Genomic DNA, 15,418 nt, shown 5'->3' with positions numbered 1-15,418 from the left:
CGGATGTTCGGGACGCCCCCCGGCCCAACTGAGGATTTTCCCAGGCGGCCGAAGGAAAAGCCACCCGCAAACGCCGGATGCGGATCCCTTGTGACGGGGAATCCCTACCATCCCCTCAATTCGTTGGCCTTCCGCACGCGGTCCAGGGCCAGGACCAGGGCCCCGGTGCGCCAGGTGCAGTGGTGTCGGCGCACCTGCTCCTCGACGTCGCGGAAGGCCTGGAGGAGGACCTTTTCTTCCTTCTCGAAGATCTCGGCCTCCTCCCAGAAGAGGTGCTGGAGGTTCTGGACCCACTCGAAGTAGGACACCGTGGCCCCGCCGGCATTGGCCAGGATGTCGGGCATCAGCAGGATGCCCCGCTCGCGGAAGATCCGGTCGGCCTCCGGGGTGGTGGGGGCGTTCGCGCCCTCGACGACGAGGCTGGCCTTCACGGTCGGGGCTGTGGTTTCGGTGAGCACCCCGCCGAGGGCCGCGGGGACGAGGATGTCGCCCTCCTGGGCCCAGATCTCGGCGGGATCGAAGGGTTCGCCGCCCGGGAAGCCTGCCACGGTGCCCCGGTTCTGCCGTGCGTGGGCCAGGAGGGCCGGCACGTCCAGGCCCTCCTGGCGCCGGACCGCGCCGCCGAGATCGGCCACGGCCACCACGCGGGCGCCCATCTCGTGCAGGAAGCGTGCGCTGTGGCCCCCCACGTTGCCGAAGCCCTGGAGGGTCACCCGGGCGCCCCTCAGGTCGCGGCCCAGCACGCGCGTCCAGGCTTCCCGTGCGCAGAGGGCCACGCCGCGGCCGGTGGCGGCCTCGCGGCCCTGGCTGCCGCCCAGCTCCAGGGGCTTGCCGGTGACACAGGCGGGCTGGTGGCCGTTCTTCCGGCCGTACTCGTCCATGACCCAGGCCATGATCTGGGCGTTGGTGTTCAGGTCGGGGGAGATGATGTCCCGGGTGGGGCCCAGCACCATGGAGATCTTGGAGATGTAGCGGCGCGTGAGCATCTCCAGCTCGTGCGGGGACATCTTCGAGGGGTCGCACTGGATGCCCCCCTTGGCGCCGCCGAAGGGGATGTTCACCACGGCGGTCTTCCAGGTGTTGAGGCTGGCCAGGGCCCGCACGTCGTCCAGGGCCAGGTCCGGGTGGAAGCGGATGCCGCCCTTCTGGGGGCCGCGCACGCCGTTGTGCTGCACGCGGTAGCCCTTGAACACGCGCAGCGTCCCGTCCTCCATGCGGATGGGCATGGCCACGGTGATCTCCCGGTAGGGCGTCTTGAGGAGCTCGCGGAGCTCGTGCGAGAAGCCCAGGATGTCCGCGGCCTCGTCGAACTGCCGGTTCACGTTCTCGAAGAGGTTGGTCTGCCCGGCCATGGGTGCCCCTCTCGCGCCCGGCCGACGCCGGGCCGCCCCAAGCATAGCGCGGCCCCGGGGGACCGGGGCCGCGCGAAAGGGACCGGCGCAGGGGCTACTGCTTCAGGCCCTGGAGGGAGACCAGGTAGCGCATGAAGGAGACGCCGTAGGTGCCATCGGGCTTCTTGAGGCAGCTGACGGAGAGGATCTTGTTGCCGTCAAAGCCCAGGGACATGTCCTTCACGATGGTCTGGGAGCCGAACTGGCGGGCGGCCGTGTTGTCCACGATGCCCATGTGCCGCATCTTGCCCCAGGACTTGGCGGTGAGGCCCTTGGTCAGGCGGTAGATGCCGGCGTTGTAGGCCAGCCGTGCGTCCTTGATGGTGTAGTCCGGGAAGTTGACGGGGTCGGGACCGCCCGGCAGGGAATCGAGCTTGTCGGCCAGGTGCTCGACGCCCAGGCCCTTCAGCTCCTCGGGGGTGAGCGTGAGGCCCAGGGCCTTGGCGTCCATGTGCATCTGCCGCGCGGAGGGGAACACCACGTCCGGCGTGATGGGCGCGATCAGGGTCACGTGCTTGTAGTCCTTCCGCACCGCCAGGTACTGCAGGTGATAGAGGATGTCGGCGGGTTCGGTGGCGGCGGGCGGGGGCGTGGTGGGGATTTCGTCACCGCCACAGCTGATGAACGCGGGCACGAGGAGCAGACTGGCAAGGGGTAGCATCAGGGTACGTCGCATGGATAAGCCTCCGGAACGGGGTGGTCTGGATGATTGTGAGGATGCAGTCTTCCCACTGCGCTGCCAAGGGAAATTCATCACAATGGGATCGTGTATCCCATCGGTCTCATCGCCTTCGGCCGCCTGCGCCTGGAACCCTGCCGGGGGCTGGAGCGGCACTACCTGGACATGCTGCGGCCCTACGCCCGGATGGAGGTGACGGAACTGGCGGAGGGGAAGGGGGATCCGGTCCGGGGGCTCCGGGAGGAGGCTGAGCGCCTGCGGCCGAAGCTGAAGGCGGTGACCTGTCCGGTCCTGCTCACGCCGGAAGGAAAACTCCGGGACAGCGAGGCCCTGGCCAGGTGGCTGGGCGAGCGCATGGACCGGGGCGAGAGCCTGGCCTTCGTCCTCGGCAGCAGCCACGGCTTCGACCCGGCCCTCAAGGCCGAGGTGAAAGAACAGCTCAGCCTCTCGCCCCTGACCTTCCCCCACGAGCTGAGCCGGGTGATGCTCCTGGAGCAGCTCTACCGGGCCTTCACGATCCTTCGCGGCAAGGAGTATCACAAATAATCAAGGGGGACCGCCCGGCGGCTGTGCCACCTCTGCGTCCCCCTTGGACCCCGCGCCCGGTCCCGGCGAGCCTGTCCCGGGCGCCGAGGCATTGCCGATCCCTGCGACCCACACGAGCAAGGCCATTCGCCCTTTTTCCGCCTTTGAGGGACACTGGGAAGATGGCGCATCCCATGGACCGCTACTTCGCCCCGCCGGAGGGACGGATCTTCGCCTGCTTTCCCGGGGCCGAGGACCGGCCCGGACAGCGGCGCATGGCGGAGCTGGTCCACAACGCGGTGGTGGAGGGCAGCGCCCGATTCCAGGCCTGGCGCAACCAGGGCGGCGAGCCTGAGGACCGGCCTGAGGCCGTCATCCAGGCGGTGGAGGCGGGCACGGGCACGGGCAAAAGCCTGGGCTACCTGGTGCCGGCCCTGGCCGCTGGCCGCCACCCCATCCTGGTGGCCACCCGCACCAAGCAGCTCCAGCGCCAGCTGCTGGAGGAGGATGTGCCCCGGGCCTCGGGCATCCTGGGCCGGCCTGTGAAGGCCGTGCTCGCCAAGGGCCGGGCCAACTACCTCTGCCGCACGGCCTGGGAGGCGGTCTCCACGGATGCACACCTGGAGTTCACCCGCGCCGACCAGCAGCTCTGGCTGGCGCTCCAGCGCTGGACCCGCGAGACCCAGGACGGCGACCGGGAGGGCCTGGGCCGCTTCGGCGAGGGCGAGTCGCCCCTGTGGGACAAGATCAACGCCCGGGCCGAGCGCTGCACGGGCCGCCAGTGCCCCCGCTTCGAGGACTGCTACCTCACGAAACTGCGGGCGGAGGTGGCCGAGGCCGACCTCATCATCGTCAACCATGCGCTGCTGCTGGCGGACCGCGTGCTCCGCGAATCCGCCTTCGGCCAGGTGCTGCCGGACGCGCCGGTGCTCATCCTCGACGAGGCCCACGACCTGGAGGAGCAGCTCACGGAGAGCTGCGCCGAGGCCTGGTCCAGCCGCGCCATGCAGCTGCTCTTCACGGACCTGCGCGACGCGGCCAAGGGATCGGGTGCGGGCCTGATGGCGCTCCTGGAGCCCTGGGAACGCGCCTGGGGGGACCTCCTCACCTGGGTGCCCCTCGAAAGCGGCGTGCTGCCCCTGCTCTCGCCGGGCCCGGAGATGAAGGCCCTGGCGGACGCCGTGGGGGCCTGGGTGGAGGCGGGGCATCCCCTCTGGATGGAGGCGCGGCGCCTGGCGGGGGCCGATCCCGAGAACCCGCTGTGGATGCGCCTGGCGGAGCGCGTGGGCACGGCGTTCTCGCGCATGGAGCAGATCTTCGCCCAGCCCGAGGGCTGGGTGTCCACGGTGAACCGGGAGGGCTCGCACCTCGTCCACTTCAAGTCCAACCCGGTGGACGTGCGGCCCTTCTTCCACCAGCATGTGCGCCGCGGCTTCGAGAGCGTGGTGCTGACCAGTGCCACCCTGCGGGACGGCCGGGGCTTCAACGGCCTGGGCCTGCGCCTGGGCCTCACGCGGCCCGAGGTGGAGCAGGCCGAGCACGTGGAAAGCCCCTTCGACTTCGAGGCGCAGGGCCTGCTCTTCGTCCCGCCGGACTTGCCGGAGCGCCGGGCCTCCGGGGGCGGCGTGGGCGATCCCGCCTGGATCGAGGCCTCGCTCGCCGCCATGGAGCGCATGCTGCGGGCCAGCCGGGGCCGGGCGCTCCTCCTCTTCACCAGCCGCAAGATGCTGGCGGCCTTCCGCCCCCGGCTGGAGGACGCACTGCCGGAGCTCACGTTCTTCGTGCAGGGCGACGGCCTCTCCCGCACCCAGCTGCTGGACCGCTTCCGGGCCACGCCCTCGGCCGTGCTGCTGGGCCTGGCCAGCTTCTGGCAGGGCGTGGACCTGCCGGGCGACGCGCTCAGCCTGGTGGTGGTCTCGGCCCTGCCCTTCGCGCCCCCGGACGATCCGGTGCTCCAGGCGCGCATCCGCGAGGCGGACGCCCAGCGCGACGGCCTGGGCTTCATCGGCATCCAGGTCCCCCAGATGACGCTGAAGCTCAAGCAGGGCATCGGCCGCCTCATCCGCACCCGAGGCGACCGCGGCGTGGTGGCCGTGTTGGATCCGCGCCTCATGCTGCCCAGCGAGGACCGCCTGGGGAAGCGCTACGCCGCCCAGGTCCGCGCCGCGCTCCCGCCCTTCCCGGTGACCCGGGACTGGGAGCGGGTGGAAGCGTTCCTGCGGGGGGTGTGAGCCCAACGCCAATCAGCAGGCCTTTCCCACTGGTGCCCCCTGGGTGATCATGGGGGACGAACCCGCGAGATCCCATGAAACCAGGCCATCCCAAGTGCCCTTTCGGCGACCTCGCCGAAGGGGTTCAAGCCCCGGGAGGCCCTGGCAGGAGGCTTCCTTGATCCGACACCTTCTGTTGCTGCTTGCCGCCGTGTTGACTGCCCTAGGGGCCATGGCCGCACCTTGGGAACCCATTCCAGCCGAGGTCTGGGCCATGAAGGAGGGCGCGGTTGCTGGCGCACCCGGCGCGATCGTGCTCGAAGACAAGTACGGCATCGAGAGGTCGAAACTGATCAGGACCTATAGGGTGAGGATCCTTGCCGATCGGGGCCGGGAGGCGGCCAGCCTGCCCCTGTTCATGGGCGACGCTCCGAAGATTAAAGGTCGGACCTGTTACCCGGATGGCAAGTCCATCGGGTTCGATAGCCTGAAGGACTTCCAAGTGAAGTCGAAGATCGAGACCACCAGGTGGGAAGCGAAACGGACCGTGGTCATCCCGCCAGGCATCAATGGCGATTGCGTGTTCGAGGCGCGTTGGGAGGAGCCCGAGCTGGGCTTCCTCACCTCCCGCTTCATCCAGTATCTCGGAGGCAAGTTTCCCGTCCGACGGGCGGTGATCGAGATCGCAAAGGATGTCCGCCGCTCCTACCTGGTGATGCCCGGCAAGGGAGTCCGGTCCAATGTGATCGATGCGCCGAAGCTCAGACAGTTCGTCCTCCTGGATCTTCCGCCCGAACAGAACGATCCCTTTGGACTGAAAACGGCCCTGGACCTGCCGAGAATCGTGGTGTTCGATCGGCAAGTCGCGCGCAGTCTCATGAAGGGAGCCGCGCAGGAGCAGGATCCGCGTGTCCGCGCGAACCTATTCTGGAGCGAGCACGCCACGGAGGACCTGCGACCGGTCTTTGAGCGTCGATGGCACACGGGGGATGTCTACAATACGCTCCGGGAGGCCCTCTTCAAGGATCTTCCCGCGACGCCGCATGCCCGCGCGAGCGCCCTCCTCATGCGCCTGAACGGTCGCATCAGGAACCTCGATCAGAGCACATTCGCTGAAGTGGCGGCAGATAAGGGGATTCATAACTACAGCGATTGGCTGGATTACTGGAACATCCGGAAACCCTGGAACCTGAATGTGATCGCTGAGCTGGGTGTGACCACCCGGTTCGGCATGCGGTCCATGTATTACTACCTGCTCAGGGAAGCGGGGATCAGACCATTCCTCTGCCTCGTGGCCGATCGGAACCTCCTGCTGTTCGACTACAACATCTTGGACACGAATCAGTATTCCCACTACCTGATCGGCGTCGAGGAGCCCGGCAAGGGCATCCTCTGGCTGGATCCGACCTTGCGCTTCGCCTCGCCGGGCCTCATTCCCCCCGAATACCAGGGGACGAGCGCCGTACTGATCGATACTGGGACCTGGAAGGCCTCGCCGTACACCCTGCCAGTCCAGTCTGCATTGGCCAATCAGCGCCTGTTCCAGTACCAGGTGTCCCTGGACGAGGAGGGGGAGTCCTTCTCGGCCACGGCGGAATTCTCCGGGCTTCCAGACTACCTCGCCAGGAATCGGCTCCGCGCTCTCGATGGCCCGGGCCAGAACCGTCTGCTGAAGGAGGACCTCGAGCATGCCACCAAGTATCTGGCGCTCACGAAGACCGAGGTGCTGCATGCCCAGGATCCCTACCACAACCTGTCCTGGAGGGTGGAAGGCCGCTGCGAATCCGATTCAACAGGGGAGCGGGAAGTCCATCCATTCCCGGTCTTGCCCGAGCCATTGGAGATCCCCGACGCGTTTCCGGGGTCTCGTTCCGAGCCGATCCTCCTTCCTTACCGGAGCACCCTGCTCGCGGTCTCACGCTTCAGGATGCCCCCCGGCTACCGATGTGCGCCCCTTTCGCCCCTGACGCGCCAGAACCGGTTTGGTTCTGTGAACTGGCTCGCCGCACTGGAGACCCAGGATGGTGTTAGCTCGGTGCGGGTGGTGTTGCGGGTGGATGTGACCGGGTTCTTCGAGAAGGCAGATGCGTACGATGAGCTGCGGGCCTTTTGCGGTTGGATCAGGGAATCGCTCGGCAAGACCATCCGTCTGGAGCAGGCTCGATGAGTCGGCTTGGCCTTCTCCTCCTCCTCCTCCCGATCAGTGTGCTGACGAAGGACCTTCGGGACCTGCCTTCCTGGGCTGCCCGCGCCGCCATGGCCGTCTCGGGGGATCCTGAACCCCCCGGGGCCGATGCGTGGGTACTCCTCGATCGCACCGAATTCTCTTATGTCGGCCGTGGTGAGATCCGGACCCACCGCTTCCGGGTCGTCAAAGTGCTGGATGATCGCGGCCTGGGAGAAGCCTCGTACTTCCTATTCGGCCTGGGAGGCGGCATGAGCAAGGTTCGGCGGCTGAGGGGGTGGAACCTTCGCCCGGACGGGGATCTCACCCAACTGGACACCGAGGCCGTGGTCACCTTGGACGCCGACCTTGGTGGAGAGATCACCACGGCTGTCGCCACGGGAGCCCGGTTGCCCCGGGTCATGAAGGGTAGCGTCCTGGCATTCGAATCCCAGGAATCGCTCCGGCACCCGATGGGTCCCACGGCCACGGCCGGGATCATGCAGAGGCACCCGGTCCGTCGGTGGGAACTCGAGGCTGCTGCTCCGGGGGGGTGGTTCAGCAGCCCCCAGAACGTGTCGGTCCAGCTGGATGTCCGGCATATGGATCCCTGGCTCAAGAACCCGGAGGTGATGCCGGGTCGGTTCGTGAAGGCAGAGTCCATCCCCGCCATCCCGAAGGATGAGGGTGCCTCACCCCATTCCAGGAATGCCTTTCCATCCGTGACGATCCGCTTCCAGGATCCCGATTTTCGCGAGGGTCCGTCCACTGAGAACTGGGACAAGCTGGCCGAGTGGGTGGATCAGCAATACCAGCCGCGCTTCCGACCATCGAGGCCACTGGACACCCGTGGCATGGAGACGGGGGAGGCGCTCAAGGCCATTTCCCGGTGGATGGCGAAGGAGCTCACCTACAAGCAGGTCTACCTCAGCCCAGATCGTGGCTGGTTTCCCGATCCTGGGCCCGAGGTCGTGCGTCATCGCTATGGCGACTGCAAGGATCTCACCTGCTGCCTGCTGAGCGAGGCCAAGGGTCTGGACCTCGAGGTCCATCCGGTATTGGCCCTCATCGGCCATGGGTTCATCGAAGACAGTGAGGTTCCGAACCCCAACCTCTTCGACCATGTCATCAGTGCCATCAAGCTGGAGAAGAGTCTCGGGTTCCCGGCAGAGATGGATACTCCCCAGGGGCGGTTCCTCCTGGTGGATCCGACAAGCCGCCTCACGCCACTCGGCCGATTGCCGGCCTACCTCCAGGACCAGCGGGTGATGATCTGCACCTCGAGAGGGGCCGCCTGGGTGCGCATCCCGGCATCCGCTGTCGAGGTTCCTTCCGCCCGGGTCCTCCTGGAGGGGGAGGTCGACGCCTCACGAACGTGCCGGGCCAAGCTGAGGTTCCTGGAGACTGGCGATCGGTTCGGATTGAGGAGCGCCATGCTCAAGGAGGGAGCCAGGGGAATCCTGCAGCGTCTGACGACCGTCCTCGAGCTTGTCCCGGCCGCGATCCTCGAGATCGAGCGAACTGGGGATCCTCTCGATCTTTCCCAGCCCTTCGTCGTGACTGCGAAAGTCACCCAGCCAGGGGCGCTCCGATCCCTGCCCAATGGCGAAACCCTCGTCACCTGGGGACTGCCCGCCGTGCCCCAGATCATTCAAAAGGTGGGCGTGGCCCGTATGCTCCCCGTGCAGACCCGCCTTCAAGGAAGGCTAGAGTTCCAGGCCACGTACCTGCTTCCATGGGTGGTCGAACCGCTGCTTCCAGAGCTGACCCTCGATTCCCCGTTCCGGACCCTCAACTGGACGGCGAAGGCCCAGAGAGAAGGGTCCTCCTCGAAGCTGACGTTGAGGTGCACGCATGAACTCCGGCCCGCCTTGTTCGATGACAAGGCCCGGGAAAAGGGTCTGGCGGAGTGGAAGCAGGATCGCGCGCAGGTTCTCCGGCTCCATCGGGATGGGGTGACTTTGCTGCACACCAAATGACGGTGAGGGGCCTGCCCGGCCATGGGCATGGCTGGAGGCACCCTGAGGGCTCAGGCGTCAATTCGCTGAGGACCCAGGAGGTACTGGCGGGGCCGGGGGCGCGGGCGGTGCAACAGGGGGCGGCGGTGGGATGGGAGCGGCACCCTTCGGCGCGTCAGCCATCTGCTTCTGGAGCTGATCCAGGCGCTTCTGCATGGACGTCATGGCCGCCTGCAGGGCGCGGATCTCCGCCTGGGGATCAGCTTCGACCCCCGGGTGGTTGATGTGGATCTCGGGGATGTGGATGGGGGGGATGTCGATGTCCCCGGGGACTCCCACGACCATGTCTTCCTCATCGGGGCCCACGAAGGTCCAGGTGCCGCCCTCGCCCTTCTTCTCCCCTCGAACCTTCCCGCGCTTCTCGATGACGTCCTTGCCGTCCACCCGCTTGCGGATCACGACGGTGCCGGGGCCCACGTCCTCGGTGAGGATCTCCACGTTCTTTCCCCCCTCGGACTTCCTCCGGATCACCTCCATCCGCACCTTTCGGCGCTCCGCCCGGGCCTTCTCGATCTCGGCCCGCGCCTTGTCGATGTCGGCGTGGACCTTGGCGCGCTCCTCGGGGCTCAACTCCGGAAGACGGTCCAGGTCCTTCAGGTGCGCGTCCAGGTCCTTCAGGTGGATATCCAGCTCGCGGGTCTGGTCCTCCAGGCGACGGGTCTGGATCTCGATGCGGTGGGTCTTGTCGCGGGCCTTCTGGGCCTTGGCGGCATCCTTCACGGCCTCGCGCAGCCAGGCCTCGCCTTCGGCGTCGAGGGGCTGCGCCTTGCCGTCCACGGTGTAGGTGCGCTGGCCCTTGGAGGCGCTGTAGGCACGGGTCTTTCCGGCCTTCTTCTCCTCCACGCGGAAGCTGCCGTCGCCGGGCACGGCCACGGGGTCCTTGGCGGTCGCATCGAGCTTCACGTCGCCCTTCATCTGGAGATCGAGCTTCCGGTCCCCGTCGATGACCTTCATGCGGGTGGTCGGCTCGGCCTTGGGGTTGGATTCCTTGCCCTTGTCCTGGAGGACCACGCCGGCGCCCAGGAGCGAGGCGGCCAGCAGGGCCAGGGCCGCGGCCCGGGCGGCGTTGGAGGCGGGAAGGGCGGGCTGGAGCAGGTGGCGGACGCGGTGCATGAGGGAACCTCCATTGGCGGCCAGGGCGAGGTGGGGGGCGGGGGACGCGGCCTCGCGCAAGGCCTCCAGATCGGTGAGGGCGCGGGCCAGGAGCAGGGGATCGCCGCAGAGGGCGGCGGCCACGTCGTCGCAGCAGAGCTCGCGCTCGTGCCGGATGCGGGCCGACAGCCACCACACGGCGGGGTGGTAGAAGAGGGCGACCTCCACCAGGGACTGGAGCAGGTTCACCAGGAAGTCGCCCCGGCGGATGTGGGCCAGCTCGTGGGTCAGGATGGCCTCCAGCTGCTGAGGCGCGAGGCCCGCCAGGGCGCAGGCGGGCAGCAGGATGACGGGGCGCAGCCAGCCCAGGGCCGTGGGCACCTCCACCGCCGCGGACCGGAGCAGGCGCACGGTGCGGGAGAGCTTCAGCTCCCGGCAGAGCCGCGACAGCACCAGGTGCCACTCCGCAGGGGCCGGTGTGATCCCTTCGCGGCGCAGGCGCTGCACGCGGGCCCAGCCGCCGAGGAACCGGGCGGAGAGCAGGACCACGCCCAGGGCCCAAACGCCCAGCAGCCAGGGCAGGGCGGGATCCAGGGCCATCTTCAGCCGCAGGGGCAGCGGCGCCTCGGAAACCAGGACCGCGGAGGCCTCCGCGCCCAGGCGGAGGGGCTCCGCCGGGACGATCTGACGCTGAAGGACCAGGAAGGTGGCCACGGGTGCGGCCGCCATCAGGAGGAGGGCGGCGCAGGCCACGCCGTAGCGGGCCCGGGCGCTGGCGCCCCGCAGCAGGGCCAGCGCCAGCCAGGCCAGCAGGCCCAGGGCGGCGCCCTGCCACAGGAAGTGGATCAGGCTCCAGCCCAGGGCCTGGGCCCAGGGCTCGTGGACGACAGAGAGCAGGGGGTTCATCGCTTCCCTCCTTCGGCCTGGTCGAGCAGTTTCCGCATCTCCGCCAGCTCCTCGCGGCTGGCCCGGCGGGTGGCCAGGGCCTGCATGACGAGGCTCAGGGAGGAGCCCCCGAAGGCCTTGTCCAGCAGATCGTCCAGCAGGTGCCGCTGGGTCTGGACCTGGGTCTCGCGGGCGGTGAACACATGGGTCCGGTCCGTGACGTCCCGCGCCACCAGGCCCTTGTCATGCATGATCTGGAGCATCTTCAGCACGGTGGTATAGCCCAGCTCCCGCTCCGCCGCCAACACCTCGAAGACCTGCCGCACCGTGCTGGGCCCCCGCTCCCAGAGCACCCGGAGGATGGCGAGCTCAGCGTCGGTGGGCCTGGGGGCAGAGGTCATGGGAAGGGGCTCCGGAAGGGGGATGCGGAAAAGATACGACAAGTTTCGTAGCTGTCAACGAAGATTGTCGTACTTGGTTTAGTCGCTCGGCTGAAAAACACCCTCCCCATTCCCCGGGTCCTCGCCCTTCTGTGGCCCGGCGGTATGCTGGCCGTCCTGATCGAGGAGCCCCATGCCGCGTCCTGCCGCCCTGCGCCCGACCCTTCCTGTCCACTGCGCCGCATGGCGGAACGCGTCCTCAGCGCTGGGCCGGGCGCTCCTCCTGGCGCCCCTCCTGGCGCTGGGCGTGGGACTGGGGCCCGGACTTTCGGCCCAGGTGCCGGTGCGGGACGCGGCGGAGCTGGAGAAGCAGCTGGATCGTCTCCAGACCATGGGCAGCGTCCTCTACCTCGCGGCTCACCCGGATGACGAGAACACCGCCGTGCTGGCCACCCTCTCCAAGGGGCGCAACCTCCGCACGGCCTACCTGGCCATCACCCGGGGCGGGGGCGGGCAGAACCTCATCGGCCCCGAGCTGGGCGACGGCCTCGCGGCCATCCGCACCCAGGAACTGCTGGCTGCGCGCCGCGTCGATGGCGCCGAGCAGTACTTCACCTCGTCCGTGGACTTCGGGTTCTCCAAGACGGCGGAGGAGAGCCTGCGGATGTGGGGCCACGACCGGATCCTCGCCGAGGTGGTGCGGACCATCCGCACCTTCCGACCGGATGTCATCCTCACGCGGTTCCCGCCGGATGCGCGGGCAGGGCATGGCCACCACGCCGCCTCGGCCCTGCTGGCCATCGAGGCCTTCAAGGCCGCCGCCGATCCGCACCGCTTCCCGGAACAGATCGCGGCCGGCCTCCGTCCCTGGCAGGCCACGCGGCTGCTGTGGAACCACTACCTCTTCACCGACGAGGCCCCCGCGCCGCCGACGGGAAGCCTGGCCCTGGAGTCCCGGAGGGAGGGAGCAGTCCTGCCCGACAATGAACCCCGGAAGGTGGCCTTCTCCTTCGCCGTGCCGGCGGACACGCCCCTGAGCCAGCCGCACTGGCTGGGAGGGCCGGGCGCGGAGGCCTGGGCGGGTCTGCCCGAATCCCCGGCGCCCTTCCGCCTCCGGGCCCGCCTGAAGACCTCTGACGGCTCCTTCGAGGTCACGGTGCCTGTGCAGTACCGGTTCCGGGATCCGGTCCTGGGCGAGCGGTACCAGCCGCTGGCGGTGGTGCCGGCCGCGCTCGTGACCTTCGCAGACCCGGTCCTGGCCTTCGAGACGCAGGCCGCAAAGGAGCTTCGCCTGCAGGTGCTGGCTGGCGGCGCGGCCGCCACCGGGCGCGTGCGCCTCCGGGTGCCCGAGGGCTGGGCGGTGGACCCGTCCGAGCAGACCTTCGCCCTGGCCCATGCCGGCGAGAAGAAGGAACTGACCTTCCACGTCACGCCGCCGGTCGCGGCCGCGTCCGGCGCGCTCCACGCCGAGGTGGACCTGGGCGCAGGCTTCTCGGGCGCCCGCAGCCTCGTGGTGGTGGACCACCCGCACATTCCCCTGCAGACGCTGCTCCCCGAGGCGAAGGTGCGCCTGGAGCGCTTCGACCTGAAGCACGACGGCCGCCGCATCGGCTATGTCATGGGGGCAGGCGACGACATCCCCCAGGCGCTGCGCCGCATCGGCTACGAGGTGGAGCTCCTCACGGACGAGGCGCTGGCGCGCGAGGACCTGGCTCGCTTCGACGCCATCGTGCTGGGCATCCGCGCCTTCAACACCCGTCCGGCCCTCCAGACCCTCAAGGAGCGGCTCCACGCCTACGTCGCCGCGGGCGGGACCGAGCTGGTGCTCTACACGGTGAACACCGGCTTCCCGGGGATCAACGCCGCCATGGTCACGGAGGCCATCGGCCCCTACCCCTTCAAGGTGGGCCGGAAGCGCGTCACCGTGGAGACAGTGCCCGTGCGCCTCCTGAAGCCCGACCATCCCGTGTTCCACTGGCCCAACGAGCTCAGGGCGGCGGACTTCGATGGCTGGGTGCAGGAACGCAGCCTCTACCACGCCGAGGGCTGGGATGCCCGCTACACGCCCCTGCTGGGCATGGCGGATCCCGGCGAGGCCGAGGACGCCGGGGCTCTGATCGTGGCGCGGCACGGGAAGGGGCACTACGTCTACACGGGGCTCTCCTTCTTCCGCCAGCTGCCGGATGGCGTGCCCGGCGCCACCCGGCTCTTCGCCAACCTGCTGGCCCTGGGGCATGCCCATGACTGACGCCCCGCCCCTCCTTAGAACCTGGAAGCGCCTCTACCTGATGGTTCTCGGCGAGCTGCTGCTCTGCATCCTGGGCCTCCGCCTCCTCGCCTGGGCCTTCTCGTGAGCCGGCTCGACTGGCTCGTTCTCGGCGGCGCCCTGCTGGTCGTCGTGTGCTGGGGCCTCTACAAGGGCCGCGGCGCCACCTCGGGCGAGGCCTACATCGGCGGCGGGCGCGACCATCGGTGGTGGCTCATCGGCCTCTCGATCATCGCGACGCAGATGAGCGCCATCACCTTCCTGTCCACGCCGGGCCTGGCGTACGTGGATGGCATGCGGTTCGTGCAGTTCTACTTCGGCCTGCCGCTGGCCGCCATCGTGCTGTCGATGACGGCCCTTCCGCTCTACCACCGGCTGAAGGTCTCCACCGCCTACGAGATCCTCGAGGCCCGCTTCGACCTGAAGACCCGGCTCCTCGCCGCCGGCCTCTTCCTGATCCAGCGCAGCCTTTCGGTCGGCATCACGATCTTCGCCCCGGCCCTCGTCCTCTCCGTGCTTCTGGGCTGGAGCATCCACGCCAACATCCTGCTGGTGGGCGTGCTGGTCATGACCTACACGGTGGTGGGTGGCACCCGGGCCGTGGCCTGGGCCCACAGCTCGCAGATGGTGATCATCGCCTTCGGGATGATCCTGGCGGGCGTGATGACCGTCCACCGCCTGCCCGCCCATGTGAGCCTCGGCGACGCCCTGCATGTGGCGGGAGGGCTGGGGCGGCTGAACGCCGTCGACCTGCGCTTCGACCTGAACAATCGCTACAACCTGTGGTCGGGACTCATCGGTGGCTTCTTCCTCATGCTCTCCTATTTCGGCACGGACCAGTCCCAGGTGCAGCGCTACCTCGCGGGCAGCTCGCTCACCCAGGGGCGCCTCGGGCTCCTGCTGAACGGCATGGTGAAGGTGCCGCTGCAGTTCCTCATTCTGTTGTTGGGTGTGATGGTCTTCGCCTTCTACCAGTTCCACGCGCCGCCGCTCTTCTTCAACCCGGGGCCCGTGAAGCAGGTCCTGGCGGGCCCGGAGGCCCCGGCCTACCGGGCCCTCGAGGCCGACTACGCGAAGGCCAGGGACCTGCAGCGCCAGCGGGCCGAGGCCTTCGTGGCCGCCCGGCACGCCGGGGAGGCAGGGCCGATCGCTGCCGCCAAGCGGCAGCTCCAGCAGGCGCAGGCGGACAGCGAGGCGGTCCGGCAGAAGGGGCTGGCCCTCATCGAGAAGGCCAATCCAGGCACCCGTCCCAGCGACGTCAACTACATCTTCCTCGCCTACGTGCTGAGCAGCCTGCCCGCCGGCCTGGTGGGCCTGGTGCTCGCCGCCGTGTTCTCGGGCTCCATGTCCTCCATGTCCGGGGAGATCAGTGCCCTGGGCGCGACCACGGTGGTGGACTTCTGGCGCCGCCTCATCGGCGGCAGCCGTGGCGTGCGCGAGGTGTGGGTGGGCCGCGCCGCCACGTTCGCCTGGGGCTGCTTCGGCATGGCCTTCGCCGAATACGCGGCCCGCCTCGGCTCCCTCATTGAGGCGGTGAACATCCTCGGGTCGCTGTTCTACGGCACCATCCTTGGCATCTTCATCACGGCCTTCTACGTCAAGCGCGCCCGCGGCGGCATGGCGTTCTACGCGGCCCTGGCGGCCGAGGCCGCCGTCCTGCTCTGCTTCGCGTTCACCTCCATCTCCTTCCTCTGGTACAACGTGGTCGGCTGTGTGGCGGTGGTGGGACTCGCATATGCGTTCAGCTTCCTTCAGCCGTCGGCCGAGGCACCGGGAGATCCGCTCGAAACCGCGTGACCTCCCAGGTG

General features: G+C 68.6%; 10 protein-coding genes. 6 read left to right on the top strand and 4 right to left on the bottom strand.

What is annotated here, in order from left to right:
* Window positions 1-104 precede the first annotated feature (104 nt).
* Window positions 105-1,352 carry a Glu/Leu/Phe/Val family dehydrogenase gene (locus MLJ35_RS08295; protein WP_243383933.1) on the bottom strand — a complete coding sequence of 416 codons (1,248 nt, stop codon included), beginning with the start codon at window positions 1,350-1,352 and terminating at the stop codon, window positions 105-107.
* 94 nt (window positions 1,353-1,446) lie between these two features.
* Window positions 1,447-2,067 carry a hypothetical protein gene (locus MLJ35_RS08290; protein WP_243322609.1) on the bottom strand — a complete coding sequence of 207 codons (621 nt, stop codon included), beginning with the start codon at window positions 2,065-2,067 and terminating at the stop codon, window positions 1,447-1,449.
* 90 nt (window positions 2,068-2,157) lie between these two features.
* Here MLJ35_RS08290 and MLJ35_RS08285 point away from each other — a divergent pair, with 90 nt between their 5' ends.
* The 4 genes from MLJ35_RS08285 to MLJ35_RS08270 all read left to right on the top strand — a co-directional run bounded on the left by MLJ35_RS08285 (window position 2,158) and on the right by MLJ35_RS08270 (window position 8,948).
* The gene (locus MLJ35_RS08285; protein ID WP_243383932.1) at window positions 2,158-2,616 is read left to right on the top strand and encodes a 23S rRNA (pseudouridine(1915)-N(3))-methyltransferase RlmH; all 459 of its coding nucleotides are present in this window, start codon (window positions 2,158-2,160) and stop codon (window positions 2,614-2,616) included.
* Between the two features lie 161 nt (window positions 2,617-2,777).
* Window positions 2,778-4,826 (top strand): ATP-dependent DNA helicase, encoded by a 2,049-nt coding sequence (locus tag MLJ35_RS08280; RefSeq protein ID WP_243383931.1) that lies wholly within the window; start codon window positions 2,778-2,780, stop codon window positions 4,824-4,826.
* Between the two features lie 253 nt (window positions 4,827-5,079).
* Window positions 5,080-6,972 (top strand): hypothetical protein, encoded by a 1,893-nt coding sequence (locus MLJ35_RS08275; RefSeq protein WP_243383930.1) that lies wholly within the window; start codon window positions 5,080-5,082, stop codon window positions 6,970-6,972.
* A 269-nt stretch (window positions 6,973-7,241) separates the two neighbouring features.
* Window positions 7,242-8,948, top strand: coding sequence for a hypothetical protein (locus MLJ35_RS08270; RefSeq protein WP_243383929.1), 1,707 nt, complete (start codon window positions 7,242-7,244; stop codon window positions 8,946-8,948).
* 57 nt (window positions 8,949-9,005) lie between these two features.
* Here MLJ35_RS08270 and MLJ35_RS08265 read toward each other — a convergent pair whose 3' ends face one another.
* Both MLJ35_RS08265 and MLJ35_RS08260 read right to left on the bottom strand, forming a co-directional pair.
* Window positions 9,006-10,985 carry a M56 family metallopeptidase gene (locus MLJ35_RS08265; protein WP_243383928.1) on the bottom strand — a complete coding sequence of 660 codons (1,980 nt, stop codon included), beginning with the start codon at window positions 10,983-10,985 and terminating at the stop codon, window positions 9,006-9,008.
* Window positions 10,982-11,365, bottom strand: coding sequence for a BlaI/MecI/CopY family transcriptional regulator (locus tag MLJ35_RS08260; RefSeq protein WP_243383927.1), 384 nt, complete (start codon window positions 11,363-11,365; stop codon window positions 10,982-10,984). Before MLJ35_RS08260 ends, MLJ35_RS08265 begins: the two co-directional genes overlap by 4 nt.
* A 172-nt stretch (window positions 11,366-11,537) precedes the next feature.
* Here MLJ35_RS08260 and MLJ35_RS08255 point away from each other — a divergent pair, with 172 nt between their 5' ends.
* Together MLJ35_RS08255 and MLJ35_RS08250 are read left to right on the top strand one after the other, a co-directional pair.
* The gene (locus MLJ35_RS08255) at window positions 11,538-13,592 is read left to right on the top strand and encodes a PIG-L family deacetylase (protein WP_243383926.1); all 2,055 of its coding nucleotides are present in this window, start codon (window positions 11,538-11,540) and stop codon (window positions 13,590-13,592) included.
* A 102-nt stretch (window positions 13,593-13,694) separates the two neighbouring features.
* Window positions 13,695-15,407 (top strand): sodium:solute symporter family protein, encoded by a 1,713-nt coding sequence (locus tag MLJ35_RS08250; RefSeq protein ID WP_243383925.1) that lies wholly within the window; start codon window positions 13,695-13,697, stop codon window positions 15,405-15,407.
* The last annotated feature ends 11 nt before the right edge of the window (window positions 15,408-15,418 follow it).

Source organism: Geothrix alkalitolerans, assembly GCF_022808885.1.
Lineage (GTDB): Bacteria > Acidobacteriota > Holophagae > Holophagales > Holophagaceae > Geothrix > Geothrix alkalitolerans.
The sequence above is the reverse complement of the archived record's forward strand: the minus strand, read 5'-3'. Positions and strand labels throughout refer to the sequence as shown.

Bases quoted from the DNA above. Each gene is read 5' to 3' on its own strand.
- MLJ35_RS08295 (WP_243383933.1), bottom strand. From the start codon at position 1,352: ATGGCCGGGCAGACCAACCTCTTCGAGAACGTGAACCGGCAGTTCGAC.
- MLJ35_RS08290 (WP_243322609.1), bottom strand. From the start codon at position 2,067: ATGCGACGTACCCTGATGCTACCCCTTGCCAGTCTGCTCCTCGTGCCC.
- MLJ35_RS08280 (WP_243383931.1), top strand. From the start codon at position 2,778: ATGGCGCATCCCATGGACCGCTACTTCGCCCCGCCGGAGGGACGGATC.
- MLJ35_RS08275 (WP_243383930.1), top strand. From the start codon at position 5,080: ATGAAGGAGGGCGCGGTTGCTGGCGCACCCGGCGCGATCGTGCTCGAA.
- MLJ35_RS08270 (WP_243383929.1), top strand. From the start codon at position 7,242: ATGAGCAAGGTTCGGCGGCTGAGGGGGTGGAACCTTCGCCCGGACGGG.
- MLJ35_RS08265 (WP_243383928.1), bottom strand. From the start codon at position 10,985: ATGAACCCCCTGCTCTCTGTCGTCCACGAGCCCTGGGCCCAGGCCCTG.
- MLJ35_RS08260 (WP_243383927.1), bottom strand. From the start codon at position 11,365: ATGACCTCTGCCCCCAGGCCCACCGACGCTGAGCTCGCCATCCTCCGG.
- MLJ35_RS08255 (WP_243383926.1), top strand. From the start codon at position 11,538: ATGCCGCGTCCTGCCGCCCTGCGCCCGACCCTTCCTGTCCACTGCGCC.